This is a genomic window from Streptomyces spororaveus, assembly GCF_016755875.1.
GTDB lineage: Bacteria > Actinomycetota > Actinomycetes > Streptomycetales > Streptomycetaceae > Streptomyces > Streptomyces spororaveus.
Genome location: NZ_BNED01000005.1, coordinates 798,382 through 820,103 on the forward strand (window position 1 = coordinate 798,382; position 21,722 = coordinate 820,103).

Annotated in this window: 25 protein-coding genes; 11 read left to right on the forward strand and 14 right to left on the reverse strand. The window is 69.8% G+C overall.

What is annotated here, in order from left to right; genetic code table 11:
- Positions 1-9 precede the first annotated feature (9 nt).
- Positions 10-573 (reverse strand): winged helix-turn-helix domain-containing protein, encoded by a 564-nt coding sequence (locus Sspor_RS40275; RefSeq protein WP_237403694.1) that lies wholly within the window; start codon positions 571-573, stop codon positions 10-12.
- 223 nt (positions 574-796) lie between these two features.
- A complete protein-coding gene (locus Sspor_RS41475; RefSeq protein WP_353963690.1) occupies positions 797-931 on the reverse strand; it encodes a putative leader peptide in 135 nt (44 codons plus the stop codon).
- 182 nt (positions 932-1,113) lie between these two features.
- Between Sspor_RS41475 and Sspor_RS06345 the strand changes: the two genes are divergently transcribed.
- The 4 genes from Sspor_RS06345 (at position 1,114) to Sspor_RS06355 (ending at position 4,487) form a co-directional block, all read left to right on the forward strand.
- On the forward strand, positions 1,114-2,319 hold the full coding sequence (locus tag Sspor_RS06345) for an acyl-CoA dehydrogenase family protein (RefSeq protein WP_202198180.1): 1,206 nt from the start codon (positions 1,114-1,116) through the stop codon (positions 2,317-2,319).
- 80 nt (positions 2,320-2,399) lie between these two features.
- Entirely contained in the window at positions 2,400-2,858 is a 459-nt protein-coding gene (locus tag Sspor_RS06350) for an RrF2 family transcriptional regulator (RefSeq protein ID WP_202198181.1), read from the forward strand.
- Between the two features lie 164 nt (positions 2,859-3,022).
- Positions 3,023-3,094 carry a putative leader peptide gene (locus Sspor_RS41480; protein WP_353963696.1) on the forward strand — a complete coding sequence of 24 codons (72 nt, stop codon included), beginning with the start codon at positions 3,023-3,025 and terminating at the stop codon, positions 3,092-3,094.
- Positions 3,095-3,377: 283 nt separating this feature from the next.
- A complete protein-coding gene (locus Sspor_RS06355; RefSeq protein WP_202198182.1) occupies positions 3,378-4,487 on the forward strand; it encodes an ABC transporter substrate-binding protein in 1,110 nt (369 codons plus the stop codon).
- A 440-nt stretch (positions 4,488-4,927) separates the two neighbouring features.
- On the opposite strand, the gene Sspor_RS06360 is transcribed toward Sspor_RS06355, so the two are convergent.
- Both Sspor_RS06360 and Sspor_RS40280 read right to left on the reverse strand, forming a co-directional pair.
- The gene (locus Sspor_RS06360; RefSeq protein WP_202198183.1) at positions 4,928-5,434 is read right to left on the reverse strand and encodes an NUDIX hydrolase; all 507 of its coding nucleotides are present in this window, start codon (positions 5,432-5,434) and stop codon (positions 4,928-4,930) included.
- A gap of 122 nt (positions 5,435-5,556) precedes the next feature.
- Positions 5,557-5,709, reverse strand: coding sequence for a hypothetical protein (locus Sspor_RS40280; protein ID WP_237404455.1), 153 nt, complete (start codon positions 5,707-5,709; stop codon positions 5,557-5,559).
- 4 nt (positions 5,710-5,713) lie between these two features.
- Here Sspor_RS40280 and Sspor_RS06365 point away from each other — a divergent pair, with 4 nt between their 5' ends.
- Complete coding sequence (locus Sspor_RS06365) at positions 5,714-5,971, forward strand: NUDIX domain-containing protein (RefSeq protein ID WP_237403695.1); 258 nt, start codon at positions 5,714-5,716, stop codon at positions 5,969-5,971.
- 73 nt (positions 5,972-6,044) lie between these two features.
- Here Sspor_RS06365 and Sspor_RS06370 read toward each other — a convergent pair whose 3' ends face one another.
- Positions 6,045-6,482 carry an NUDIX hydrolase gene (locus tag Sspor_RS06370; protein WP_202198185.1) on the reverse strand — a complete coding sequence of 146 codons (438 nt, stop codon included), beginning with the start codon at positions 6,480-6,482 and terminating at the stop codon, positions 6,045-6,047.
- The gene (locus Sspor_RS40285) at positions 6,479-6,937 is read right to left on the reverse strand and encodes an SDR family NAD(P)-dependent oxidoreductase (protein WP_237403696.1); all 459 of its coding nucleotides are present in this window, start codon (positions 6,935-6,937) and stop codon (positions 6,479-6,481) included. Before Sspor_RS40285 ends, Sspor_RS06370 begins: the two co-directional genes overlap by 4 nt.
- Before the next feature lie 488 nt (positions 6,938-7,425).
- Here Sspor_RS40285 and Sspor_RS06380 point away from each other — a divergent pair, with 488 nt between their 5' ends.
- From Sspor_RS06380 to Sspor_RS06395, 4 genes are all read left to right on the forward strand, one after another.
- The gene (locus tag Sspor_RS06380) at positions 7,426-7,806 is read left to right on the forward strand and encodes a hypothetical protein (RefSeq protein WP_202198186.1); all 381 of its coding nucleotides are present in this window, start codon (positions 7,426-7,428) and stop codon (positions 7,804-7,806) included.
- 30 nt (positions 7,807-7,836) lie between these two features.
- Positions 7,837-8,421 carry a DUF317 domain-containing protein gene (locus Sspor_RS41485; protein ID WP_202198187.1) on the forward strand — a complete coding sequence of 195 codons (585 nt, stop codon included), beginning with the start codon at positions 7,837-7,839 and terminating at the stop codon, positions 8,419-8,421.
- 771 nt (positions 8,422-9,192) lie between these two features.
- On the forward strand, positions 9,193-9,519 hold the full coding sequence (locus tag Sspor_RS06390) for a DUF6087 family protein (protein WP_202198188.1): 327 nt from the start codon (positions 9,193-9,195) through the stop codon (positions 9,517-9,519).
- A gap of 105 nt (positions 9,520-9,624) precedes the next feature.
- The gene (locus tag Sspor_RS06395) at positions 9,625-9,975 is read left to right on the forward strand and encodes a hypothetical protein (protein ID WP_202198189.1); all 351 of its coding nucleotides are present in this window, start codon (positions 9,625-9,627) and stop codon (positions 9,973-9,975) included.
- A 3-nt stretch (positions 9,976-9,978) separates the two neighbouring features.
- Here Sspor_RS06395 and Sspor_RS06400 read toward each other — a convergent pair whose 3' ends face one another.
- The 7 genes from Sspor_RS06400 to Sspor_RS41490 all read right to left on the reverse strand — a co-directional run bounded on the left by Sspor_RS06400 (position 9,979) and on the right by Sspor_RS41490 (position 18,626).
- Complete coding sequence (locus Sspor_RS06400; RefSeq protein ID WP_202198190.1) at positions 9,979-10,359, reverse strand: hypothetical protein; 381 nt, start codon at positions 10,357-10,359, stop codon at positions 9,979-9,981.
- Between the two features lie 273 nt (positions 10,360-10,632).
- Positions 10,633-11,238, reverse strand: a complete 606-nt coding sequence (locus Sspor_RS06405; RefSeq protein ID WP_202198191.1) for a hypothetical protein — start codon at positions 11,236-11,238, stop codon at positions 10,633-10,635.
- 275 nt (positions 11,239-11,513) lie between these two features.
- A complete protein-coding gene (locus Sspor_RS06410) occupies positions 11,514-12,095 on the reverse strand; it encodes a hypothetical protein (RefSeq protein ID WP_202198192.1) in 582 nt (193 codons plus the stop codon).
- A 306-nt stretch (positions 12,096-12,401) separates the two neighbouring features.
- Positions 12,402-12,635, reverse strand: coding sequence for a hypothetical protein (locus Sspor_RS06415; RefSeq protein WP_202198193.1), 234 nt, complete (start codon positions 12,633-12,635; stop codon positions 12,402-12,404).
- Between the two features lie 82 nt (positions 12,636-12,717).
- A complete protein-coding gene (locus Sspor_RS06420) occupies positions 12,718-13,716 on the reverse strand; it encodes a helix-turn-helix transcriptional regulator (protein WP_202198194.1) in 999 nt (332 codons plus the stop codon).
- Between the two features lie 137 nt (positions 13,717-13,853).
- A complete protein-coding gene (locus Sspor_RS06425; RefSeq protein ID WP_237403697.1) occupies positions 13,854-17,504 on the reverse strand; it encodes a S8 family peptidase in 3,651 nt (1,216 codons plus the stop codon).
- Positions 17,505-17,837: 333 nt separating this feature from the next.
- A complete protein-coding gene (locus Sspor_RS41490; protein ID WP_373318893.1) occupies positions 17,838-18,626 on the reverse strand; it encodes a GPI anchored serine-threonine rich family protein in 789 nt (262 codons plus the stop codon).
- Between the two features lie 409 nt (positions 18,627-19,035).
- Here Sspor_RS41490 and Sspor_RS06435 point away from each other — a divergent pair, with 409 nt between their 5' ends.
- Together Sspor_RS06435 and Sspor_RS06440 are read left to right on the forward strand one after the other, a co-directional pair.
- Positions 19,036-20,481 carry a molybdopterin-dependent oxidoreductase gene (locus Sspor_RS06435; RefSeq protein ID WP_373318745.1) on the forward strand — a complete coding sequence of 482 codons (1,446 nt, stop codon included), beginning with the start codon at positions 19,036-19,038 and terminating at the stop codon, positions 20,479-20,481.
- A complete protein-coding gene (locus Sspor_RS06440; RefSeq protein WP_237403698.1) occupies positions 20,478-20,975 on the forward strand; it encodes a hypothetical protein in 498 nt (165 codons plus the stop codon). The genes Sspor_RS06435 and Sspor_RS06440 overlap by 4 nt, the downstream gene beginning before the upstream one ends.
- Here Sspor_RS06440 and Sspor_RS06445 read toward each other — a convergent pair.
- Complete coding sequence (locus Sspor_RS06445) at positions 20,945-21,607, reverse strand: class I SAM-dependent methyltransferase (RefSeq protein ID WP_237403699.1); 663 nt, start codon at positions 21,605-21,607, stop codon at positions 20,945-20,947. The two genes, Sspor_RS06440 and Sspor_RS06445, sit on opposite strands and share 31 nt — an antisense overlap.
- Positions 21,608-21,722: the final 115 nt, after the last annotated feature.

Genomic DNA, 21,722 nt, shown 5'->3' on the forward strand with positions numbered 1-21,722 from the left:
GTTCCGGGGCTACTGGTGGTCGGGAACGTACTGGTAGCCAACGCGGCGCACGGTGGTGATGCGGCCCCGGTGAGCGGGCCCGAGCTTGCGGCGCAGCCTGGCCACGTGGACGTCGACCGTACGGCCGTCGCCGATGTGTCCGTAACCCCAGATGTCCGAGATGAGGGCCTCACATGTGTGGACCGTGTACGGATGGGCCACCAGGTGGGCCAGGAGGTTGAACTCCAGGTAAGTGAGGTCCAGTTCGCGTCCGTCGACCTCGACCAGCCGACGCGCGCTGTCGACCCGGACGGCATCGTCGAGCCGGACGGCGTCGGGGTGCGGGGCCGGTTCCGGCTCGGGTGCCGGAAGGGTCCCGGGTTCGAGGGGATGGGTCTCCGGGCGTATGCCGTGCGCGATCATCACCGCGGCCGGGTCTGCGTCCGCCGGCAGGAACACGAGGTATCCGACGCGGGCGCCGCCGATCCCGTGGGCGGAGACGGCGGGCGGACGGTCGCCGACCAGCTGGAGGCGCGGGGCCGGGGAACGGCGGACGGCGGTGGCGGGTACCGGTGCGGGAAGTGCGGTGGTCACGATGAGCCCCTTCGGCTGCTCGGAATGAGGTACGGACGCCGAGTGTCGGGCCGCGACAGGGCAGGGGTCTCCGTGACGGATGCGGCGCGAGGGCCGACGCGCCGCACGCGGGGCGGAACCCGTACGACTCAGAGGGCTGGGGTCACGGGAACAGCGGGCGCGCGAAGACGAGCGGCAGCCGGAGGGCTGGCGCACATCCGGGAAATGCCCTGTCGAAGAAGCCCTAGACAGGTCGGCAGACGGCGCTGGCGACGCGACGGAGGTCAACGTGCCTGCGGCGTACGAGCAACGGCTGCGACGGGGACATGGCCACATCGTGAGGTGCGCGGCGGCCGCGCGTCAATACTTTCCTATTCATTCACTAGGAAAGGCCGCCGACCTGCACGGTCTCTCATCCCGAGATCGTGTCGTCCGCGATTCGGTCACACTCTTGCCCGGCAGGCGGCTTCGAGCGAGTATCCCTATCAATCCGATGGGAAAGGTGGGGATTCGGTGAACCGGCCGGCCGATGCCACCCAACAACGTTCCGGAGTAACCGAAATGACCACCGCCATCCCCCATGGCACCGACGGCCGGCGATCCACCGACGAGCAGCGCCGCTCGCTCCTGCGTACCGCCCGCGACGTGGCGGACGACTTCGCCGCAGACGCCATCGCCCGTGATCAGGCGGGCAAGCCGCCGGCCGACGAGACGGCCCGGCTGCGCGAGGCGGGCCTGCCGGCCGCCCTCACCCCGCCCGGGCCCGACCGCGGGACGGACTGGCGCACCGGATGCGCCGTCATCCGGGAGATCGCCGCGGCGGACAGCTCCGTCGGCGACCTACTCGCCCGCCACTACGTGCACACCTGGAGCGGACGCTTCTACGCGAACCACCACCACGCGACCGCCCTCGAAGAGGAGTCGGTGGGCGAGCAGTGGCTGTGGACCGGTGCAGTCAGCGCTCCGCTCTCCCACGACGACACCGACGGACCGGGGCTCACGCTGCGGCGGCGCACCCCCGGCTACGTGCTGAGCGGGCGCCGGTTCGTGGACACGGCGGCGACCGCGGCCGACCAGATCGTGGTCGACGCCGTCTACGCGGCGACCGGGGACGTCCTCGTCGTACGGATCCCACCCAGCGCACAGGGGGTGACCGTCGAGTCCGCCCACGACCGGCTCGGGCAGCGCCTCGCCGGAGCGGGCGAGGTCGTCCTGGACCGGGTCGCCATCACGCCCGAACAGGTGCTGGGCCGCCGGCCGCACGACGAGGAGTCGACCGCACCCTTCACCGCACTCGCGGAGCCGGCGCTCCGGCTCGCCCTGTGTCACGTCGCCCTCGGCATCGCCGAAGGCGCCCTCACCGAGGCGCGCGACCTCAGCAGGGGCGGCCGCGCGCACCGGCTGCCCGGCGAGGACCCGGACCTCTTCCTGACGTACGGGGAACTCGCCTCGGCCGCCCAGACGGCCACCGCCGTGGTCAACCGGGCGACGGACGTGATGGCGCGGGCCCTCGACACGGGTCCGCACCTCGACGCGGAAGGAGCCGCTGGCGTCGCGGCCCTGGTCGCCACGGCCGAGACCGTGACGTCGAAGGCCGCCCTGCGCATCACCGCCCGGGTGCTGGAACTCGCCGACGCGCCCGGCCTGGACCGGTTCTGGCGCAACGCCCGGGTCCTGACGGCCCACCGCCCGGCCGCCCACCGCCTGCGCTCCATCGGCGAGCACTACCTCAACGGCTCCCACCCCGCGGTGACTGCCTTCCGCTGACGCGGGCCCGCGCACCTGCCCGGCGGCCGGCGGCCACCCGCGAGGGGACAGCGGCCGGATCGATGCAAGATAATGTCCGTATGCGGATCTCAGCCAGGGCGGACTACGCGGTACGTGCCGCACTGCAGCTTGCCGCGTCGCAGGATGACGGGCCGGTGAAGGCAGAGGCCATCGCCGACGCCCAGGACATCCCGCACAAGTTCCTCGAGGGCATCCTGAACGACATGCGCCGGGGTGGTCTCGTGCTGAGCCAGCGGGGCGGCAACGGCGGGTACCGGCTGGCCAAGCCCGCCCAGTCCATCAGCATCGCGGACGTGATCCGTGTCGTGGACGGACCGCTCGTCTCGGTGCGCGGGGTGCGCCCTCCGGACCTGTCCTACACCGGCCCCGCCCAAGCACTGCTCCCCCTGTGGATCGCGCTGCGGGCCAATGTCCGCGAGATCCTCGACGGCGTGAGCCTCGCCGACGTCTCGTCGTCCGACCTGCCCGCGGACGTATCGGCACTGGCCGATACCCCTGGCGCCTGGACCAATCCCTGACCCCTGCCCCACCTGCGCATTCTCACATAACGAGATTATGCCGTCCATTATTCGGTCACCCTCTTGGGGCGGGTGTCCGCCTCTGCCAATATGCCTACCAACCAGGTGGGAAAACTAGGAATCAGGGGAGGCGAGCCGTGCGAACACTGCATCGCGCAGGCCGGATGCTGTCTCTGACCTCCCGCCGGCACATCGACCTGCTCCGCACGGCCGGCGCCATCTGTCAGCCCGGCTGACATCACCCTCCGGACCCCGCTCCACGTGTAGTCAGCGCTGAGCACCGTCGGACGTGCCTCTCGGCCGACCACGCCGACCGCGTGGAGTCGAGCGCGGGCGTCCGCATGACGGGCTCGACCTCCGACTCCGAGTTGTCCGACACCCCTTCGTTCCTCGCGACCGCAACCCCGTCGCCCACCGCTCACCGCGCTCACCGCCGGCCGTCGGTTCCGTGTGCGTCGGCGGCGTCGCTTCGGCCTTCTCCGCACCTCCTCGAACCCCATCCCGTGAAAGGACACCTCCGTGTCTGCCGCAAGACCGCTCACCACCCTGCGCGCCATCGCCGTCACCGCGACGCTTCCCCTGCTGCTCACCGCCTGCGGCTACGGCTCCGAGGCCAAGAAGGACGAGCCCAAGGCCGCGGACGCCGGCGACGCCGGCAAGAAGCTCTCCGCCTCCGAGGTACGGATCGGCTACTTCCCGAACCTGACGCACGCCACCGCTCTGGTAGGCCTCCAGGAAGGCCTGATCGAGAAGGAACTGAACGGCACCAAGATCAAGCCGCAGTCCTTCAACGCCGGCCCGTCCGAGATCGAAGCCCTCAACGGCGGATCCCTCGACATCGGCTTCATCGGCCCCTCCCCGTCGATCAACGGCTACGTGAAGTCCAAGGGCTCCAACCTGCGGATCATCTCCGGATCCGCCTCCGGCGGCGTGAAGCTCGTCGTGAACCCGGACAAGATCAAGACCCTGGACGACCTCAAGGGCAAGAAGATCGCCACCCCGCAGAAGGGGAACACGCAGGACGTCGCGTTCCTCAACTGGATCTCCGAGAAGGGCTGGAAGGTCGACCCGGAGTCCGGCAAGGGCGACGTCTCCGTCGTCCGCACGGACAACAAGGTCACCCCGGACGCCTTCAAGCAGGGCTCGATCGACGGCGCCTGGGTGCCCGAGCCCACGGCCTCCAAGCTCGTCTCCGACGGCGGCTCCGTCCTCCTCGACGAGACCGCCCTGTGGCCCGACAAGAAGTTCGTGATCACGAACATCATCGTGTCCCAGAAGTTCCTCAAGGAGCACCCGGACGTCGTCGAAGCCGTACTGCGCGGCACCGTGAAGACCAACGACTGGATCCACGCCAACCAGGACAAGGCGAAGGCCTCCGCCAACGCCAAGCTGCAGGCGGACAGCGGCAAGGCCCTCGACGCCAAGATCATCGACCCGGCATGGCCCGGCATCGCCATCACCGACGACCCGCTGGCCTCCACGCTCAAGACGCAGTCGGAGTGGGCGGTCAAGGCCAAGCTCATCGAGGAGCCCGACCTGGCCGGCATCTACGACCTCACGCTCCTGAACAAGGTACTGAAGGCCGCCGGCAAGCCCGAGGTCTCCGACGCCGGCCTCGGCGCCAAGTAACCCCGCAATCCAGCCATCCCAGGAGGTGACGACCATGGCTCCCGGAGAGCACGTCACCCTCCTGGGTACCCCGGGGTGGGGAAAGCAGCAACAGCCGCTGCCCCATACCGTCGCCAGCCCGGCCCGCTGAAACCGTTCGATGACATCGCCGTCCGACGCCTCCGCATCCGCATCCGCCAGGAGACCCTCACGCTCCTCCACGACCTCCTCGTTCCCGCTGACGCGGAACTACGCCCTCACCCCCGAGGGCCGGCGGACAACGCAACACGAAATCCAGCCGCGCAGCTCCCCCTACGCCCCGGCATCCGACAGATCAGTGGGACAAAACCACCGACAGAACGTCGAGCCCAGACGATGCGGCATGCCGACATCACGAGCCGAAGAACCTGAATGTAATCAACACCTAATTACAGCTTCCGAACGCGACAGCGAGCCGCAGCTCACATCCCTTCCGGCCGCAACGGCAGGTCGCGATACCGATCGAATGCCTCGCGGGCGTCTGGAACGAACCCGCGATGACGGACCAGGGCAGTCAGTTCGGACTCAGTCAGCCAGTCGTACCAAGCGACCTCCGAAGGGTCGGGCTGAAGCGGTTCTGTGACAACGACCTCATGCAGACCGAGCCAATACGGGCTGATCGCACCCTCGCACAAGAACTTGAACACGAAACGAGGACGGGTGCGAACGCCAAGTTCTTGCTCCAACTCCCGCGCAGCAGCATCCTCATACGACTCGGCCACATCCACGGCGCCTCCGAACATCCAGTTGAGCTGCCCCGGGAAAAGAGCGACATCGTCTGGACGGCGGTGGACGAGGATCCGTCCCGCACTGTCGCGACACACGATCGTCGCTATGCGGTGCAACCACTGGTGACGGATTGCCTCCCCCCTGTCCACAACAGCCAGCACCTCGTCACGCTCGTCGACCCGCTCAACAAGTTCACTCATGGAGCCCACCCTCCCAGAGGGAACCATGAAGTGCGTTGAGAAGGTCCAGTGCCTCGCGTACGACCCTGGCGTCACACGCCGCGAGGGTGGACTTCCCTGACTCGACGTCCTCAAGAACGTGATCAGCTCGATCGGATGACCTCGCCGGGGCCGTTGAGGGCGGCCAGGATGGGGGCGCCCCGGCCGGTGAAGGCGAAGTCGTCGATTCCTGCCACACCGGTGGCCCGGGTCCGGACCGGGTCGAAGCGACCGTCCCGCAGGACGGAGGTCGGCATCCAGGTGCCCGCAGGCAGCGTCCGCCCCGGTGAGGCGCCGGAAGCCGCCGCTCTGCGCGAGGCCCGCGAGGAGACCGGCCTGCCGGACTTCAAGATCGTCCGCAAGCTCGGCGAGACCGAGTACGACATCAGCCCGTACCGGTTCGAGATCCAGCACCGGCACGTGTTCCACCTGGAGCTCACCGAGCCGACCCCGGAACGGTGGATGAGCCAGGAGGACCACGACGGCGAGCAGGAGCCGACCTACTGCGAGTGCTTCTAGCGCGCACCGTAGCGCCGTCGGGGCCGACCTACCTCGGCGTTGGTCCCGACGGCACATCCACAAAGACGGACAGCTACTTCGCGGCCTCTGCCCGAAGGATGCCGGCGCCGATGGCGCCCCGGAGGACGTGGGCGATCTCCTCGGGCTCGAGGTCGATGCCGTCGAGCCTCTCCACGGTCAGCGGAATCTCCTCCAGCGCGTACTCGCCGCGGCCCTCGGCACTGAACTCGGGCCCGGTGCGGTCCTCGAAGGACCAGGTCGCGATGCGGGCGAGGTAGAAGAGCTGGCGCTCGTCCTCGGACTCCATGGTGTGAAGGAGGCGGACGATGTCGGCCTTCCCCGCAATCTCCTCGTGGATCTCACGGTGGAGAGCGGCCTCCCAGGACTCGTCACTGGCTTCGACACCACCACCGGGCAGGACCCAGTACACCGGGATGCCGGGCTTGGTGCGACGGATGACCAGCATGGTGTCGTCGGCGGTGACGAGGACGGCGCGGACTCGTTCGATCATTTCGGTCTGTCCCCCTGCTTGTTGACGGTCTCAGTGCAGCAGTCAACCACCGTCGACGGGGACGGATTGGCCAGTGATGAACGAGGCGGAGGGGCCCACGAGGAACGCCACCAGAACCACGACGTTTTCGGGCCGTCCACGGCGAGGGACGCACTGTCGCTTGCGAGAGAGCGGGTGAGGCCCAGTAGCCCGGCCTTCGCGGTGCTGTACGCGACGAGGTTCGTCCGGCCGGCGCGGGCGTTGACACTGCCGATGTTCACGATCCGGCCCCAGCCGCGTTCGTTCACGCCGGGGGTCACGGCATGGCAGGTGCGGTAGTGGGCGGTGAGGTCGACGTCGAGGGAGTAGTTCCAGGCTGCCTCGTTGGTGTCCTGCCAAGGGACGCAGGGGTAGGAGCCGGCGTTGTTCGCCAGGATGTCGATGGGCCCGATCTCGGCGGGGACGAGGTCGAGCATGGTCTGGACGGCGCCGGGGTCGGTGAGGTCGGCGTTCGCCGCGATGCCGGGGCTGCGCGCTCGAAGGCGGCGAGGAGGGCGTGGGCGTCGGGGTCCTGGCCGAGGTGGTTGACCGCGACGGTCGCGCCGGCAGCGGCGAGCGCGCGTCCGATCTCGGCGCCGATGCCGGTGGCTCCGCCGGTGATGAGGGTGGTGCGGCCCTGGAGCGGGCGGGCCTGGAGAGGGGTCTCAAGCAGGGGCAGGGACATGGTTGCTCCGTTCGCCGGAGTGGGGGTGAGGGGCCGGTGTGGTCGTGAAGAAGGCGTCGATCGTCGTGAGCGGGTCCTGGCTCTCGGCGAGCCTGATCAGTACGAGCAGCAGGTCGTGGCCGGTCAGCCGGGCGGGCGGGATGACGCCGCCGACCAGCTCCGGCGGTACGGCTTCACCACCGAGATCGACCCCGCCTCCAGGAGGAGATCGACACCGAGTGGACCTGGGCGAACTACTCCATGCCCTGGTGCTCCCGCGCGGAGATCCGCGAGGTCGGCGCCGCGGCCCAGCGCATCCACGACGACATCGCCGAAGGCCGCCTGACCATCCACCTGCACGCCGACGACGGTTACACCACCGTCGCCGTCGGCTCGTACGCCACGGGCGTGCGCCGGCACGTCCACCTCCACGGCGAGAACCACCTTCGGCAGGTCTGTACCTCGTACGACGACGAAACCGAGGCCGTCACCGAGTTCCAACGGCTCTACTCCGTAGCCGTCCGACCCGGCCCCGCCCTGCTCGCCGACCTCGAACAGGCCGTCCGCCGGCTCCTCGGGGGCACGATCCCGTCCACCTCCGAGGAGACCTCCGCGCCCGCGGTCGAGGCTCCGATCGCGTAGCCCGGCGAGCAGGAGGCTTTCCTCTCCTCCATGTTCGACGAGGAGCGCCAGTGGGAGAGGTACCGCCCCTTCGACGAGACGACCATCGCCTCCCACGAATCCCTGAGCGTACGAGTCGAGTTCGACCACGAAGCGCGCCACCGAACCGACGTAGCCTGGACGATCGCCGAGTACGACGGCTCGGTCGGCGAGCGCCTCTGGCACGCCACCCTCACCGCCGGCACCCCCGTCCCCCTCATCCACACGATCCTGCAGCACCTCGACGCCCCCCGCTCACCACTGCGGGCCACCCGGACGACGTCCTTCGCGACGCGGCCTGGCACCCGGCGAGCCACCCCGCCCGCGCCACCTGGACGACGCCGGACCGGAGCATCGTCTTCGAGTCCACACCACACGCCGTGGCGGACCGATGGACGCTGTACTGCGGAGAAGACCTCGACCGGGCGGCGTGGAGCATCCGGCTGTCCTACGGGTTCCCCACGATCTCGTGGCCCAGCTCGTCGCCGACGCCGCCGAACTGTTTCCGTCACCCGCACGGCCGAGCCCGAAGCCGCTTCCGGCGCCCGTCCGCGGGTTCCCGCAACCGTGCCCGCCCAGCGCGTCCGCGGTCGGTAACCGGCCCCGGACAACACGCCTAGGGGCTGCTGTTCACGATCTCCGCGTCAGCCGCGAGGCCGTGTGGGTGCTGCGGCGTCGACGCCGATCACGGCCGCTCCTGTACCGCTGTCAGCCCGGTAGCGGGTGACATCCCGGACATGCCGCATCGCCCTCGGGCCACACGGCGTATACCCACTCGCACCTGGAACACATCACGATGTGAACGTAGTTGCAGGGGCACATGTCGTCAGTGCACGACGGCTGGCCAGGGCAGACGTACGGCTCCCGCGCAGGCGCCGGACGTCGCAGTCGCTCTGCTGGAGTCAGGGTCTCCAGGTAGGCGATGTAGTCCGGACGCTCCCGTGCCGGGCATCCCTCCGGGCAGGGGCCCGAGACCCACGAGTCGTGCCCGGGGATCGGGTCGTCCTCCTCGCAGCGGGGAGCCACCCACGGGTCCCAGACGGGAAGGTTGTACGAGCGGCGCAGGGCCTTGGCGGCTTCGGTGTACGACTCTCCGGTGGTCGCCTGGCGGCGGCGTACGGGGCCCTTACGGGCGTGGTCAGCGGGCATGGCAACTCCAGGGCATCCAGACGGGGATCTGAATGCGCTGGCGCCGAGCACCTTGTCCAAGCGCGTCAGCGGAACCGACCACGCGGGCCTGCGCAGGGCCCACCCCGCCAACTCGCAGGGCGTGCCGAGCCTAGCAGCCCCCGGGCGCCCCGAAGGGCGTCATCACTCGTACGAGGGACAGGGTGGCGGGCCAGCCTGTCCCTCAGCCACGATGCCCGAATGCAGGATGACGAACCGCTGGAGGAGTGGGCTCGCCGACGCGACGCACGCCAGGCCGCCTCGAAGGGCAAGCGGCGTGCGGTGCCGCTCGGCGAGGGCCCCCACCGCGGGGCCCACGTCGACCCCGGCGCGCCACGAGCGATCGAGGAGTGGACCGGCACGGACTGGACGGTGATCGGCATCGTCGAGAGCCTTGCCGCCGCGCAGGCCCTCTTGTACCCGCCGCCGCCCGTGCAGGAGAAGCCTGCCGAGTGGGACCGGCCCGCGATGGGCAGGGGGCAAGGTCGGCACCGAAAGCCGACCTCGGCGGAGGAGCGGGAGCGGTAAGCGGCACAGCGCCCAGGCGCAAGGGGGTGTGATCGCGAACTGGCCCAGCCGGGCGGTACCTTCAAGGGGCTCGGTATGGGATTCGGGGGCAGGGGAGGGGACAGCATGTCGACGGACAATATGTCGATGGGCAAGCGGGTGTTGCGCGAGATTGGCATGGTGGCAAGAGACGCGGCCAAGGAGAGCGTGCTGGCCACTTACCGCCAGGAGTACGAACTCGGCTTCGACGATGCCGCTCAGACCTGCCTGGGCGTCCTGTCGGAAGCCGCAGACGAGCTGCGGGCAAAGATGAAGTCCGGGAACTTGTCCAAGCAAGAGCAGCCGCTGCTCGCGCGGCTGGAAGAGCTGAAGGAGGAGATGGGCGAACGGCTCCAGAGCGCCTGGGAAGCGGAGCCTGCGGGAGAAGCCTTGCCGCAGCCGTCCGTCAGCCGCCGCCAGCAAAATCGGCTGCCCTGATGGTTACTTCCGAGGGTCGGCCCCGTACGTCACGACGTCGGGCACACCGAGGACCATGCCGGTGATGCAGCCCTTGTTCCAGGCTTCGCGCTCGTCGCCGTCCAGGCCGTCGGGCATCTCGTCTGCGCACTCCCGCTGTCCCACGGAGACGGGATATCGGGTGTCGGGGCCGCCAGGGCGGGTGCACATGTCCTGCCGGGCGGCCACCTCCCCGCCGGTCGTGCAGTACGTGAAGTTGGTGTCGATGACGCGCTTCGCGTAGTCCGTCGCTGTCTGCTCGCCGAACCGATAGCCGTCCCAGTACCTCGCGGTCTTGTCCTCCTCAGTGGTGCAGCCGGCGAGCACGAGAGCGGCGAGGGCGAGCGGTACGAAGGTGCGTCGCATGCGCCGGAGCATACGAGAAGAGCAGCGCGCGCTTCCTGCCCCGCACCCCAGCGCCCCCGCCGGCAGTCGTGCCCGACCGCACCAAGGCGGCGGAGGAGAGGCAGTCGCTGCTCGCGATCGCCACCGCCCACCCGCTCAGCGGTCCCGGCATCGCTGAGCAGACCGGTCGCCTCGCCTCCCAGCGCGACGGTGCCGGTCTCGAACAACAGCGGGCCCGCACGTACCAAGTACGTGCGGGCCCGCTTGCTGAAGAGATCAGACCTTCCATGCCGGTCAGATCTGCAGGATCAGCGTCTCCACCTGATCGAGCGACGTCACGCTGGTCCGGGCCGCGTCCCGCGCCTTCGACAACTTCTCCATCCACTCGATCCGCTGATCGGCCGGCAGCGGATCTTCTCCGATCTGGGCCCGCAGACGGCGTGCCTCCTCAAAGTCCGTCATCAGCGTGTGGGCGGAGTCCACGGCCCGCTGGTAACTCCCCTCGACGAGCTCGACACGGGCGGGCAGCTGCTGCCGCAGCGCGTCCAGCTGGTCTCGGGGGTCGACCCGCACCTCCTCGCGGGAGGTGCCGCCGTCGCCGGCACCAGCACTGTTCCCGGTGCCCATGGAAGTGCTGGCGTCTCCTCCGGCCAAGGCCGGGCGGCCGAGCTCCACGGGGAACATCTCGACGAACCACACCTTGTCGGCGACGTAGGCGGTGGGCCGGCCCTCGATGTCCGGGGCGATCACCATGCCCGCGGTGATCGGCGTCCGGTCCTTCTCGCTCCCGTGCTGCTCGCCGTAGCAGACCAGGGGCGTGCCGTCCTGCGCCTCGGGCGGCTGCGTCGCGTCGTCGCCGGCCCCCACTTCCCGCACGATCGCCTCGGCTGTCTGCCTCACCGCGGGAGACAGTCCCACAAGGCCTGCTTTTCCACTGCCAAGAACACCCTATGCCCCAGCAGGCTGCGCTGACATGTCGCCCCGCTGGGTGTTCCTTTGGACGAGGCAGGCGGGCACCGTTCCGGCTGGGGCCCGCTCAGCGTGGTCATGCACAGATCCTGCGCTCGTGCGAGAACAGCCGAACTCGGCAACGCTGCTGAAGGTCCCTACCCGGACCAGGGGTTACTCCGGAGAAGGTTTGCGCCAGATACGACCTTGATCGGATCCTCGGGCTCTCAGTAGGAGTTGCGGGAGACCTTGATCAGGTTGCACTCGATCTTGTCACCGGACTTCGCGGACCTGGCCACGTCGAAGGCCAGGGCCCCCGCGTTGTCGTCCGTGTACTTCTGGCCGGGTGCGAGGTTCTGACCAGTGGAAAAGATGTCGCTCTTCTTCTCGCCGTTGACGGTGATCTCGCCCTCGGCGAGGTAGTTGAACCGACGGTCACCGCTGTTGATGTACTCGATCTTGAGGTCGAGTTCCTTGACCCCGTACTCGCCGGCCTTCACCTTGCAGGACGTGACCTTCACGTCCTTGGTGATATCCGGCTCGTCGACCTTCGAGCTGCCGCTGCCCCGGGCAGCACCGTCAGGAGCGACGGCTGCGGAGTCGTGGTTCTTGTCGAGCTCCTTGCCTGCGTCGCTTGCGGCCTTGGTGAACAACAGCCCACAGCCGCCGATCAGAATCAGACCGAGGACAGTGGGGATACCGCATCCCAGCGCCACCTTGAGACCCGTGCTCATGCCCTGCTTCGGCGGGGGCTGGTACCCGGCCGGCTGGTGCGGATTGCCGTGACCGGACTGCGGCTGCGATGACATGGAACAACTCCTGGGGGTCTGCGTGAGCAGCGCTCAAGTACGAGGCAGGTGGCCTGAGCCGGCCGGTGCGTGAGGGCGAAAACGAACTTCAAGCCGCCGGGCTCGGAGCGCGAGGACGCGGAACCGTCGAGGTACGGGATACCCGCGCATCTTGGACCGCCTCGAAGCCAGGTGGATACAACAGCCCAACGCCCCTGGCTCAGGCCGGTTACCGGCAACACGCCCAACGAAGCCTCCGAGATCCACAATGGCCAGATCTCACACCACGTGGCCGGTCCTGCATCCGATGACCCGCAGGCTGGGGCGCTAGCTCATCCCCGTACCGGCCAAGATCCGCCGTCCAGACACCGGCGAAGGGGCCATCGGTCCGGTCCCGAGCACCCACAGAGCCGCCAGCGCGCTGGCCACGACCACGACGTGCCAGTCGATCGACAGGACGAGCACGCCGGGGATCATGCCGAGGGCCGCGGCCGACAAGGCCCACCCGATCCGTCCGGCGTCGAGGGCGAGGTCATCTCCAAGGTCCGCGGAGGCCGCCACGCGCGGACCGTGCTGGGAGCACAGCCAACCCGGCGGTGGGTGTGTCCTGCGCTGCAAACGTCGGCCTGCCGACGCTTGCCGGTCACGTTCGCGGCGGTACCGCCCAGCCGTTCCGTACCGCGTAGGCGCCGAGCTGCATCCGGCTGCGGACTCCGGCCATGTCCATCAGGTGACGCAGGCGCCGGTGCAGCGTGCGTGGTGACAGACCGAGTTGTGCCGCGGCCGTCGGGTCCGTCAGGCCGGCCAGGAGCAGTCCGAGGATCCTGCGGTCGAGCTCGGTCGGGCCTTGCGGACCGACCTCGACGGTGGTTTCGGTCTCTCCACCGGTGGCTGAGAGCGCGAGCGGGTGGGCGGTGCGCCATACCGTCTCGAACAGGGCGTCCAGCGCGTCCAGCAGGCCGCTGCGGTGCAGCAGCACGGCGCCGGGCTCCCCGTCCGGTGTGACCGCGAGGGGGACGAGGCCGAGGTCGGCATCGGCCAGCACGAGCTTCATCGGCAGCTCGTCGGCAACACGGAGCTGCACGCCCTTGCCCAGTGAATCGATCGCGTCGTCGACGATGCCCGGTTCGGCCAGCACGGCCCTGTCCAGCACCGCCCGGAACTGCACGCCGCGGCCGATGGCCACGGGCTCAGCCGTGTTCTCGTCGGGCGGCAGGGCGACGAACGGTGCGGTGATGAAGGACCGGACCTGCGCGCGGGCTGCCTGCTGCACCTGAAGGAAGCGGTGGCGGATGGCGTCGGCGCCCGTGACGACCTCGATCAGATCGTCGATGCTGCTCCCGGTCATCGCCGCCCGGTGCTCCTCGGCGAAGGTCACCAGGGCGTGTTCGGCCATACGCAGCCCGTCCCGGCGCTGGCTGATGAGAGCGCCGAGAGCCATGGCCGGCGGCGCGGCGGTAAACCGGTCGTCCGCCGACCTCGTCACCAGCCCCCACCCCACAAGACGGGACAGAGCCTTGTCGACGTGGGCGTACGGGAGGGCGACCTCGTCGCTCAGCAGGATCGCGGTGGAGTTCGGCCGTCCGAGCAGCGCCCGGTAGACACGCTCGTCATCGGGTTCGAGGCCCAGAACATCCAGCATCGGCGACCGACTCCCTTCCGCTTGCCGCAGCGGGGAGAGTATCCGCCATGGTGGCAGACCCTGAATAGTCCCTGCTGGGAGCCGGTGCGAGGGGAAGGGCCCCGGGGAGTCACCGCCCCGGGGCCCGACAGCGCGGTTCATCGCAGGCCGTACGCCCGGATGATCTCGTTCCTGACGCTGAAGCCGCTGTCCGTCTCGGCGCTCGCGCGCACCGAGATGAAGCCGCCGGGCTTCTTGGCGGTCCTGAACGAACCGGTCCAGCGGCCGTGTGCGCCCTTGGCCACGGTCACCTTCTGCCAAGTCGCGCCGTCGTCGTACGAGACGTCCAGTTTCACCGACTTGACGGTGCCCGGGACCGTGCCGACGCCCATTGACACCGGCTTGAGCGCGATCTCCTGGGTCGCGTTGGCCTTGATGTCGCCGTGCAGGTCCGACTCCAGCGCGTAGTCCAGGTTCAGCACCGGGAACGGCTCGAAGAAGTCCGAGACGACGGTGTCGGACATGAACGTCCATTCAGTGTGGGTGCGCGTCGACAGTCGGAAGAGGTCACCGGGCCGCTCGGCGTCGAGGACGGCGCGGTAGGGCAGGTTGCCCCCCGGGACCTCCACCCACTGCATGTCCGTGCTGTGCGGGTTGTCGTGGATCAGCCTGTCGCCCTGGAAGACCTGCAGGTGGGTCGGCGTCTCGCCCCACTGCAGGAAGCCGCCCAGCCGCATGGTGTCGCTGGAGGAGGCCCACGCCTGCACGTTCCAGGTCATGTGGTTCTGCCAGCGGGAGTTGTACACGCCGAAGGACTCGCTCTGGGCGGGCCGGGTCGCCGGAGCGAACCAGTCCAGCCGGGTGGTGCTGCCCTTGGCGTACGTGTTGTCGCCCGACACCATCACCCACGGCAGGGCCGTGTCGACGCCCTGGGCGTGGAACTCCCTCCAGACCTGGCCCGGGGTCACCCACTCGATGCGGGTGCCCGGGTGCCACTCGCGCTCGGGGAAGTTGACCGACGGGCTGAGAGTGAAGTCGGACCGGTAGCCCTCCGCCGACCGGCCGTCCGTCGCCGAGAAGTAGCGGGCGTCGATCCGGGCGAGGTCGTCCTTGGCCGGCTTGTAGACCAGGGCCCGGTCCGGAACCCGGCCGGGGTACTCCCGGGTCAGGTCGTAGACGAACGGCGTGTACTCGGTCTGCTCCACGGTCAGCTTGTGGCTGCCGGCCTTGGCCATCGCGACAAGGGCCGTGCCCGCCTCGCGGTGCACGGTGGCGACCGGGATGTTCGATTCGCCGACGTACTCCATCAGCCCGCCGACACCGTCGTTGACCACGATCAGCGCCTTCGCACCGGCCGCGACCGCGGCCTCGGTGCGCTCCTGGGGCGAGACCCCGTCGCTGCGGTCGATGACGACGACCTTGCCCCTGGCCTTGACCTTCTTGTACGCGGCCGTCGCGCCGTTGCCCGCGTAGACGGCGTCCAGCGTGTCGCGGGCGGTGCCCAGGGCGCTGCCCGCCTGTACCAGTGCATCGAATGGGAGCCGGCCGCCCGGCGTGCTCAGGCCGAGCTGCGGCTGGCCCTTGCGCCAGCGGGTGGTCAGCATGAACTCGCCCTGTTTCATCGGCTCCGTCGGCGCGACGTAGACGTCGTCGTACATCGGCGGCAGAACATACGCGCTGCGGTAGTCCGTGAACGGGTCGAGGCCCTTGTAGTGGACGTTGAAGTCGACCTTGCGCTGTCGGTCCTCGGTGCGCTGCGGCGCCTCGGTCTGTAGCAGGCGCGCTTTGCTCGCGTCCAGCACCACGTCCGCGGAGCGGTCCCTGAGTACGGTCTCCGGGTCGACCAGCACGGCCAGACCCGAGCGGTCGGCCTTCTCGCCCGCCACGTCCAGGTATCCCGCGGCGGTGTACGTACCGGGTGCCATGCGCATGGTGGTCGAGCCGTCGACGTAGAGCGACCAGGGCCAGAAGTCGCCGGCCTGGTTGACCGTGACCCAGCCGGCGGCGGGCTTGCCGTCCCGGCCGACCAGCTTGATGTTCAGGTCGTAGCGCTCCTCCTCCTTGAGCAGCGCCACGGACGTGCGGGTCACCGGCTGCCCGGTGGCGGCGTCGGTGGCCGTTACGTGGCCGACGTGCCGGCCGGCGGCCGCTGCTTTCGGGTCGCCGGTCACCGGGACGGCGGCCGTGCCGCCTGCCGGGACGGTCACCCTCGTGGCTCCCAGCGTGAACGGGCCGCCGCCGGTCACCGCCAGGTTCAGGATGATGTCGGCGGAACCGGTGTTGGTGAAGGTCAGATCCTTGGTCACGGCGGCGTCGCTCGGCTCGTGCGGCCATGTGTGGTTGCCGAAGAAGAGTGATCCCGTGCCGCGGACCGTGGTGCGCACGGCGGCGGCCACGTCGACACGACCGGTGCCGACCTCGTACGGCGAGTACCCGCCGTCCAGGCCCTTCGCGGTGCTCATCAGGTGTTCCTTGAGCTGCGCGCCGGTCCAGTCCGGGTGCTGCTGGGCCAGGATGGCCGCCGCGCCTACCACGTGCGGGGTGGCCATCGACGTGCCGCTGAGGGTGCGGTACGGGCCCTCGCCACCGCCGGTCATCTCCTGCGAGCGGGCCGCGGTGATGTCCACGCCGGGCGCCGCGATGTCCGGCTTCATACCGCCGGAGTGGGCGAGCGGGCCGGTGCTGGAGAAGGACGCGAGCCGGTCCTGCTTGTCCGTGGCGGCCACGGTCAGCGCGGAGGCGGCCGCGCCCGGGGCGGAGATGCTCTCCGGGCCGGAGTTGCCAGCGGCTATGACGAACAGCGTGCCGTACTGCGCGGACAGTGCGTCCACCGTCTGCGACATGGGGTCGCTGCCGTCCGTCGGGTAGGAGTCGCCGAGGCTCATGTTGACGACGTCCGCACCGGACTCCGCGGCCCACTGCATGCCGGCCATGACCCAGGAGTCCTGGCCGGAGCCCTCCGTACCACCGAGGACCTTGCCGACGAACAGGTCGGCGCCGGGGGCGACGCCCTTGTTGGCACCCCCGGAGGCGGCGCCCGAACCGACGATCGTGCCGGCGACATGGGTGCCGTGCCCGTTGACGTCGGTGACTGCCTCACCCGGCACGAAGCTCGCCGTGCCGTCGATCAGCCCGGCGAAGTCGGGGTGGTTGACGTCGATGCCGGTGTCGAGCACCACGACCTTGACGCCCTTGCCGTCGTACCCCGCCGCCCAGGCCTCGGGCGCCCCGATCAGCGGCACGCTCTCCTTCAGGCTGGCCTTCACGCGACCGTCGAGCCACAGCTTCGCCACGCCCTCGCCCAGCGACGGTCTGCCCTGCGGCGCGACGGTGGTCCAGAAGGTGCGGGCCTGTCGCTTCTCGGTGCTGAGCGCGGCACCGCCGATGCCCTTGAGCTGGCGGGTCACCTTGCTGCCCCGGGGGGCCGTCGGCTCCCCGGCCGAGCGGGACTTCGACTGGGTGTACGTCGCGATCAGCGGTACCGAGGCCGACTTCGCGTCGTCGTAGCCCATCTCGATCAGGTCGGTGACGTTGAACAGCCGCCGGTCCAGCTCCGTGCCCAGCAGCGGCGCCGCCTCGTCCGGGATGACGAACAGGTCTCCCTTGACCTGCTGGATCTTCACGCCGCCGACGGCACTGTCGGGCCGGTCGACTTCGGCGGTCTGCTTGCCGTCGGCCATCGTGGTGACCGTGACGACGTCGCCGGTGACCAGGGTGACCTTGTGGGTCGCCGAGGACTTGGCGGGATGGGTGGGCTTGCTCGGAGCGGCTTGTGCGGGCGCTTGCAGGACCGCAAGCCCCGACGCCAACAGCGGAAGCGTGGTGGCGGCTGAGATCAACTGCCAGCGCCGACGCCGGAAGGCGGAAACATGAGAGGGGGAGGACATGCCAAGGGTCTATCGACCCGAGAGTGCCGGCGTGAAGGCATCATGACGGCAAGTCCTCGCCATGGCAGATGCTTGTCAACCGTGAACCGCGCGATAGCGGGTGTAATGACGTCATACGACGTGGGCATTGGCGACCACATGCCGTCTCGGTACGGTCTGCCGTCACTCGATGTGCGGTGACCTCATCCGCTGGCGGCGGCGAGTAGGTGAGCAGCGGCCGTCCGGAGGGCAGAGGCGGCCCGTCCGCGCGCGGGACTAGGGACGCGCTGTCGGGATGCCGGCAGGGCAGTCTCCATTGGGGCCATCCCTTTGGCAGGTGAAGGTGCAGTGCCGAGCGGGTGAAGGGGCGTTACCCAGCTTCCTCTGCCCCGCTGTCCACACCGCCTCAGTCAAGCAGCAGCGGGCGGGGGAGGCTCCCCGATCAGCCCTCCCGGACCAATCACGGACCAGATTCGATGTCGAAGGCAGCGGCCCCCAGGACCAAGCCACCGCCCCTTCCCCGCCCGCCGCATACGCCAAGATCCGGTCCGCGACCTCCAGGGGGCCCGGACGCGATGGACGACAGTATCTGTTCGGCGTGTGCGGTGGCCTTGCGCGCGTAGGCGTGGGCGTGGCGGGGACAGGAGCCGGGGCCGGGAGCCGTTCCCCGACCGAAGACAGGGCGCCGGACTCGTGGCCGGTGATGGTGAACTGGGTCCCGAGGGCGATCGCGTACGTGTTGTCGGTGGGCAGGTCGGCGGGGACGGTCCATGCGTACGTGCCGGAGGCACCGTCCACCGCGGCGATCTGCGCCACCTGCTGGAGAGCCGTGGCCTGTCCCTTCATCAACCTGAGCGACTGGGTTCCGGGGGGCCCGTCGGTCCACACGATGGAGTAGGTCTTGCCCGCCTCCCGGACGACATTGGAGATGGGCTGTGCGAACTTGGCAGCCGCGGCGGCGGGCTGGGGCTGGGTCACGCCGGTGATGGCGCTGTACGCGAGGGCCAGGACGGCGGCCGCGAGCACCAGGTGAGGACGCCGCCGGGCGGTAGCGAGGGTTTCCATGACCTGCCTAACGGGGTCCGGCCCGCCGGTCACCTCGTTGGCGTTCTCCACGAGAGCGGACTCTGGTCCAACTTCCGGAGGGCGTCGACACCGGCGTCAAGGCCGGCTTCGAGTACGACGGTCGGGGTGCGGGTGAGCCCCTGCCGGACCGGGCCGACAGCGGCGGCAAGACGGCCACCCTGGTGGACGGTCTCGGGCACGTCACGCTTGAGGAGAGGCGCCACCTCATGCCCGGCTCCATCGGCACAGCCGCCAAGATCCTCGAGGTAGGCCTCGCCGCGCGAGAGCTCGGCGGGGATTCCGCCCACTTGGCGTGTCGCCGGAGCAGGTGCGGCATCGGTGCGGCATGTTCTTCTCGCTGGCGAAATAGGTAGAAAACGCAGAAATCGGCGGTCGATGGAGGTGCCCGATGGGCGCGAGCGGCATCGGGCAGGGCCAGCCAGACGACGTGCCACCGCCAACGGGCAAGGAGCCGCGGAAGCCTGACGCCCCGCCTGCGGCTGGATCTCCGCCCGCTCGGGCTGCCGACGCCCGGAAGCCGGCCCCGGCGAAGGTCCGGTCCGGTCCGCTGACGCGGCTGCGGGAGGCTGGGAGCGCGGCCCTGGGATCGGGCCCGCCTCCGGGGCCGGCCCGTCCGGAGTTCTGGCGGAGTCCGCTGCGCGGGCCGTGGCTGACCGCGGTGTTCGGGCTGGTCCTGCTGTTCGGGATCACGGTGCTCTTCGTGACGGGTCTGCTGTCGTACGCGGCGTACAACCCCGATCTCGCGGCGGTCAACGACCAGACACCGAACAAGGGATGGCTCGGCTTCTACCTGTTCTCGTGGCCGACGTCTCCGTACTGGCTCTACCGCCTCACCCAGGGCGTCCACGTCACGCTGGGGATCGTCCTCGTGCCCGTCCTGCTGGCGAAGCTTTGGTCGGTCATCCCGAAGCTGTTCGAGTGGCCACCGGTCCGCTCGGTCAGCCACGCTCTGGAGCGGCTGTCCCTGCTCCTGCTGGTCGGCGGCGCCGGCTTCGAGTTCGTCACCGGCATCCTCAACGTCCAGCTCCACTACAACTTCCCCGGCTCCTTCTACACCCTGCACTTCTACGGAGCCTGGGTGTTCATCGGCGCCTTCGTCGTCCACGTGACCTTTCGACTCCCGAGGGCCCTGCGGGCCGTACGGGAACGGCCCGGGGAGCCCGCGGCGGGGACCGAGGAAGCGGTCGGGCTCGTCTCGCCACGCCCCGCGGCGCCGACCATCTCCCGCCGGGGTGCCCTGGCCATGGTGGGGCTCGGTTCGGTCGCGCTACTGGTCGTCACGGCGGGGCAGAGCATCGGCGGATGGTGGCGGCGGACCGCCCTGCTGGCCCCGCACGGCCGGGACCCGGGTTCGGGCCCGAACGGGTTCCAGATCAACAAGACCGCCGCCTCGGTCGGTATCCGGCCCAGCGATGTCGGTCCCGCGTGGCGGCTGACCGTACGCGGCCCCGGGCGTCAGGTCGACCTGACGTACGAGCAGCTCCTGGCCATGCCGCAGCACGAGTCGGCTCTGCCCATCGCCTGCGTGGAGGGCTGGTCGACGCCCGACCAGCGGTGGGGCGGGGTCCGTCTCACCGATCTGGCCGCGCTCGTCGGACTCGGTGTGAACACGCCCGAGGCCCTCGTCGAGTCGGTGCAGCGCGGCGGCTCGTTCAGCTCCGCCGTACTCAGCGACCATCAGGTCCGCGACAGCCGCTCGCTCCTGGCCGTCCGCGTCAACGGGGCGACCCTCTCCGCCGACCACGGCTACCCGGCGCGGGCCATCATCGCGGGGGCACCGGGGGTCCACAACACCAAATGGGTCACCCGCCTCACCTTCGGAGAGCCCGCATGAGCGCCCCGACCGCCTTCCGGCGCCGCTACGGCGCCTCCCCCCTGCACCTGCTCCTCGTACTGGCCTCTTTCGCCCTTGCCGTGTACGCCGGTCTGCGCCTGTTCCAGGGGGACACCGTCGGGGTGGCCGTCTGGTTCGTCGGAGCGGCCCTCCTGCACGACCTGGTCCTGCTGCCCCTGTACTCGCTGACCGACCGCGCGGTACAGGGGCTGTTCCCCCAAGGGCCGAGCGATGGTCGGCTCGCACCCCGGGTGAGCGTGAACTACGTGCGCGTACCCGCGTTCGTCTCGGGTGTTCTGCTGCTGGTCTGGTGGCCGCTGGTCTTCCGCCAAGTCGCGCACTACACCGCGGCGACAGCCCTTCCGGCGGACGGGTTCCTCGCACGCTGGCTCCTCATCACCGCGGCGCTGTTCGCCGCCTCGGCCGTGGTCCTGGTCGTACGGGCATGGCGCTGGAGCCGCGCTCAGCGACAGGCCCGCAACGCGACGAAGTGACGCCCGCGGGCTCCGGTCCACCGTTCGGCCTCGATCCACCCCGACGCCGCGGCATGGCGGCCGAGGGCGGTGGCCCCGACCACGGCCCAGGGGAAGACTGTGCTGACCGGCTGGTGACCGGCGTGGATCCGGACGCGGCGACGCTCGTCCACCTCACCGGCGGCGGTCTCCACCAGGAGGAGCCCGTCCGGAGTAACGACTTCCCGGATCCGGTGCAGCAGCCGTCTGGGCTCGCCACCGATCCCGATGTTGCCGTCGATCAGCAACGCCGTCCCCCACCGACCCTCGTCGGGAAGCGGTTCGAAGACCGATTTGCTCACCGCGGAACCGCCCCGGCAGGCGGTCGTGATCACTGCAACAGGGCAGACATCGATACCGAGGGCGTGGTAGCCGCGCCCTGCAAGTGCCTCGACCATCCGGCCGGCGCCGCACCCGATGTCCAGGACCCGGCCAGTGCACCGCCGCAGCACAGTCCGGTCGGCCGCGTCCGCCCGGGCGCACCACCTTTCCAGGTCCAGAGGGAAGGACCAGCCTTCCGCATCGCACAGGAACAGGGACAGGGCACGTCGTGGGGCGTGGATCGCCCGCGCGTAGGAGCCTGTGCTCCAGGCCCGGTATTCATGAGCGGTCACTCCCCATGTCTCGCCCCGCCCCGTGACCATGGTGCGTTCTGGGCCACCGATTCCCCCGGACGGCCTTCTTTCCGTGATCACCGCGACACGTGGTCGGCCGGCGCGGGAGCGGCCG

What these genes read in the sequence shown, in the direction of transcription:
- Sspor_RS06380 (WP_202198186.1), top strand. Translation starts at nt 7,426, where the DNA reads ATGCCCTGGTGCTCCCGCGCGGAGATCCGCGAGGTCGGCGCCGCGGCC.
- Sspor_RS41490 (WP_373318893.1), bottom strand. Translation starts at nt 18,626, where the DNA reads ATGGAAACCCTCGCTACCGCCCGGCGGCGTCCTCACCTGGTGCTCGCG.
- Sspor_RS40280 (WP_237404455.1), bottom strand. Translation starts at nt 5,709, where the DNA reads ATGCCGACCTCCGTCCTGCGGGACGGTCGCTTCGACCCGGTCCGGACC.
- Sspor_RS41475 (WP_353963690.1), bottom strand. Translation starts at nt 931, where the DNA reads ATGAATAGGAAAGTATTGACGCGCGGCCGCCGCGCACCTCACGATGTG.
- Sspor_RS06345 (WP_202198180.1), top strand. Translation starts at nt 1,114, where the DNA reads ATGACCACCGCCATCCCCCATGGCACCGACGGCCGGCGATCCACCGAC.
- Sspor_RS06400 (WP_202198190.1), bottom strand. Translation starts at nt 10,359, where the DNA reads ATGCGACGCACCTTCGTACCGCTCGCCCTCGCCGCTCTCGTGCTCGCC.
- Sspor_RS06395 (WP_202198189.1), top strand. Translation starts at nt 9,625, where the DNA reads ATGTCGACGGACAATATGTCGATGGGCAAGCGGGTGTTGCGCGAGATT.
- Sspor_RS06420 (WP_202198194.1), bottom strand. Translation starts at nt 13,716, where the DNA reads ATGCTGGATGTTCTGGGCCTCGAACCCGATGACGAGCGTGTCTACCGG.
- Sspor_RS06410 (WP_202198192.1), bottom strand. Translation starts at nt 12,095, where the DNA reads ATGTCATCGCAGCCGCAGTCCGGTCACGGCAATCCGCACCAGCCGGCC.
- Sspor_RS06390 (WP_202198188.1), top strand. Translation starts at nt 9,193, where the DNA reads ATGCAGGATGACGAACCGCTGGAGGAGTGGGCTCGCCGACGCGACGCA.
- Sspor_RS40285 (WP_237403696.1), bottom strand. Translation starts at nt 6,937, where the DNA reads ATGCTCGACCTCGTCCCCGCCGAGATCGGGCCCATCGACATCCTGGCG.
- Sspor_RS06435 (WP_373318745.1), top strand. Translation starts at nt 19,036, where the DNA reads ATGGGCGCGAGCGGCATCGGGCAGGGCCAGCCAGACGACGTGCCACCG.
- Sspor_RS41485 (WP_202198187.1), top strand. Translation starts at nt 7,837, where the DNA reads ATGTTCGACGAGGAGCGCCAGTGGGAGAGGTACCGCCCCTTCGACGAG.
- Sspor_RS06360 (WP_202198183.1), bottom strand. Translation starts at nt 5,434, where the DNA reads ATGAGTGAACTTGTTGAGCGGGTCGACGAGCGTGACGAGGTGCTGGCT.
- Sspor_RS06370 (WP_202198185.1), bottom strand. Translation starts at nt 6,482, where the DNA reads ATGATCGAACGAGTCCGCGCCGTCCTCGTCACCGCCGACGACACCATG.
- Sspor_RS06440 (WP_237403698.1), top strand. Translation starts at nt 20,478, where the DNA reads ATGAGCGCCCCGACCGCCTTCCGGCGCCGCTACGGCGCCTCCCCCCTG.
- Sspor_RS06350 (WP_202198181.1), top strand. Translation starts at nt 2,400, where the DNA reads ATGCGGATCTCAGCCAGGGCGGACTACGCGGTACGTGCCGCACTGCAG.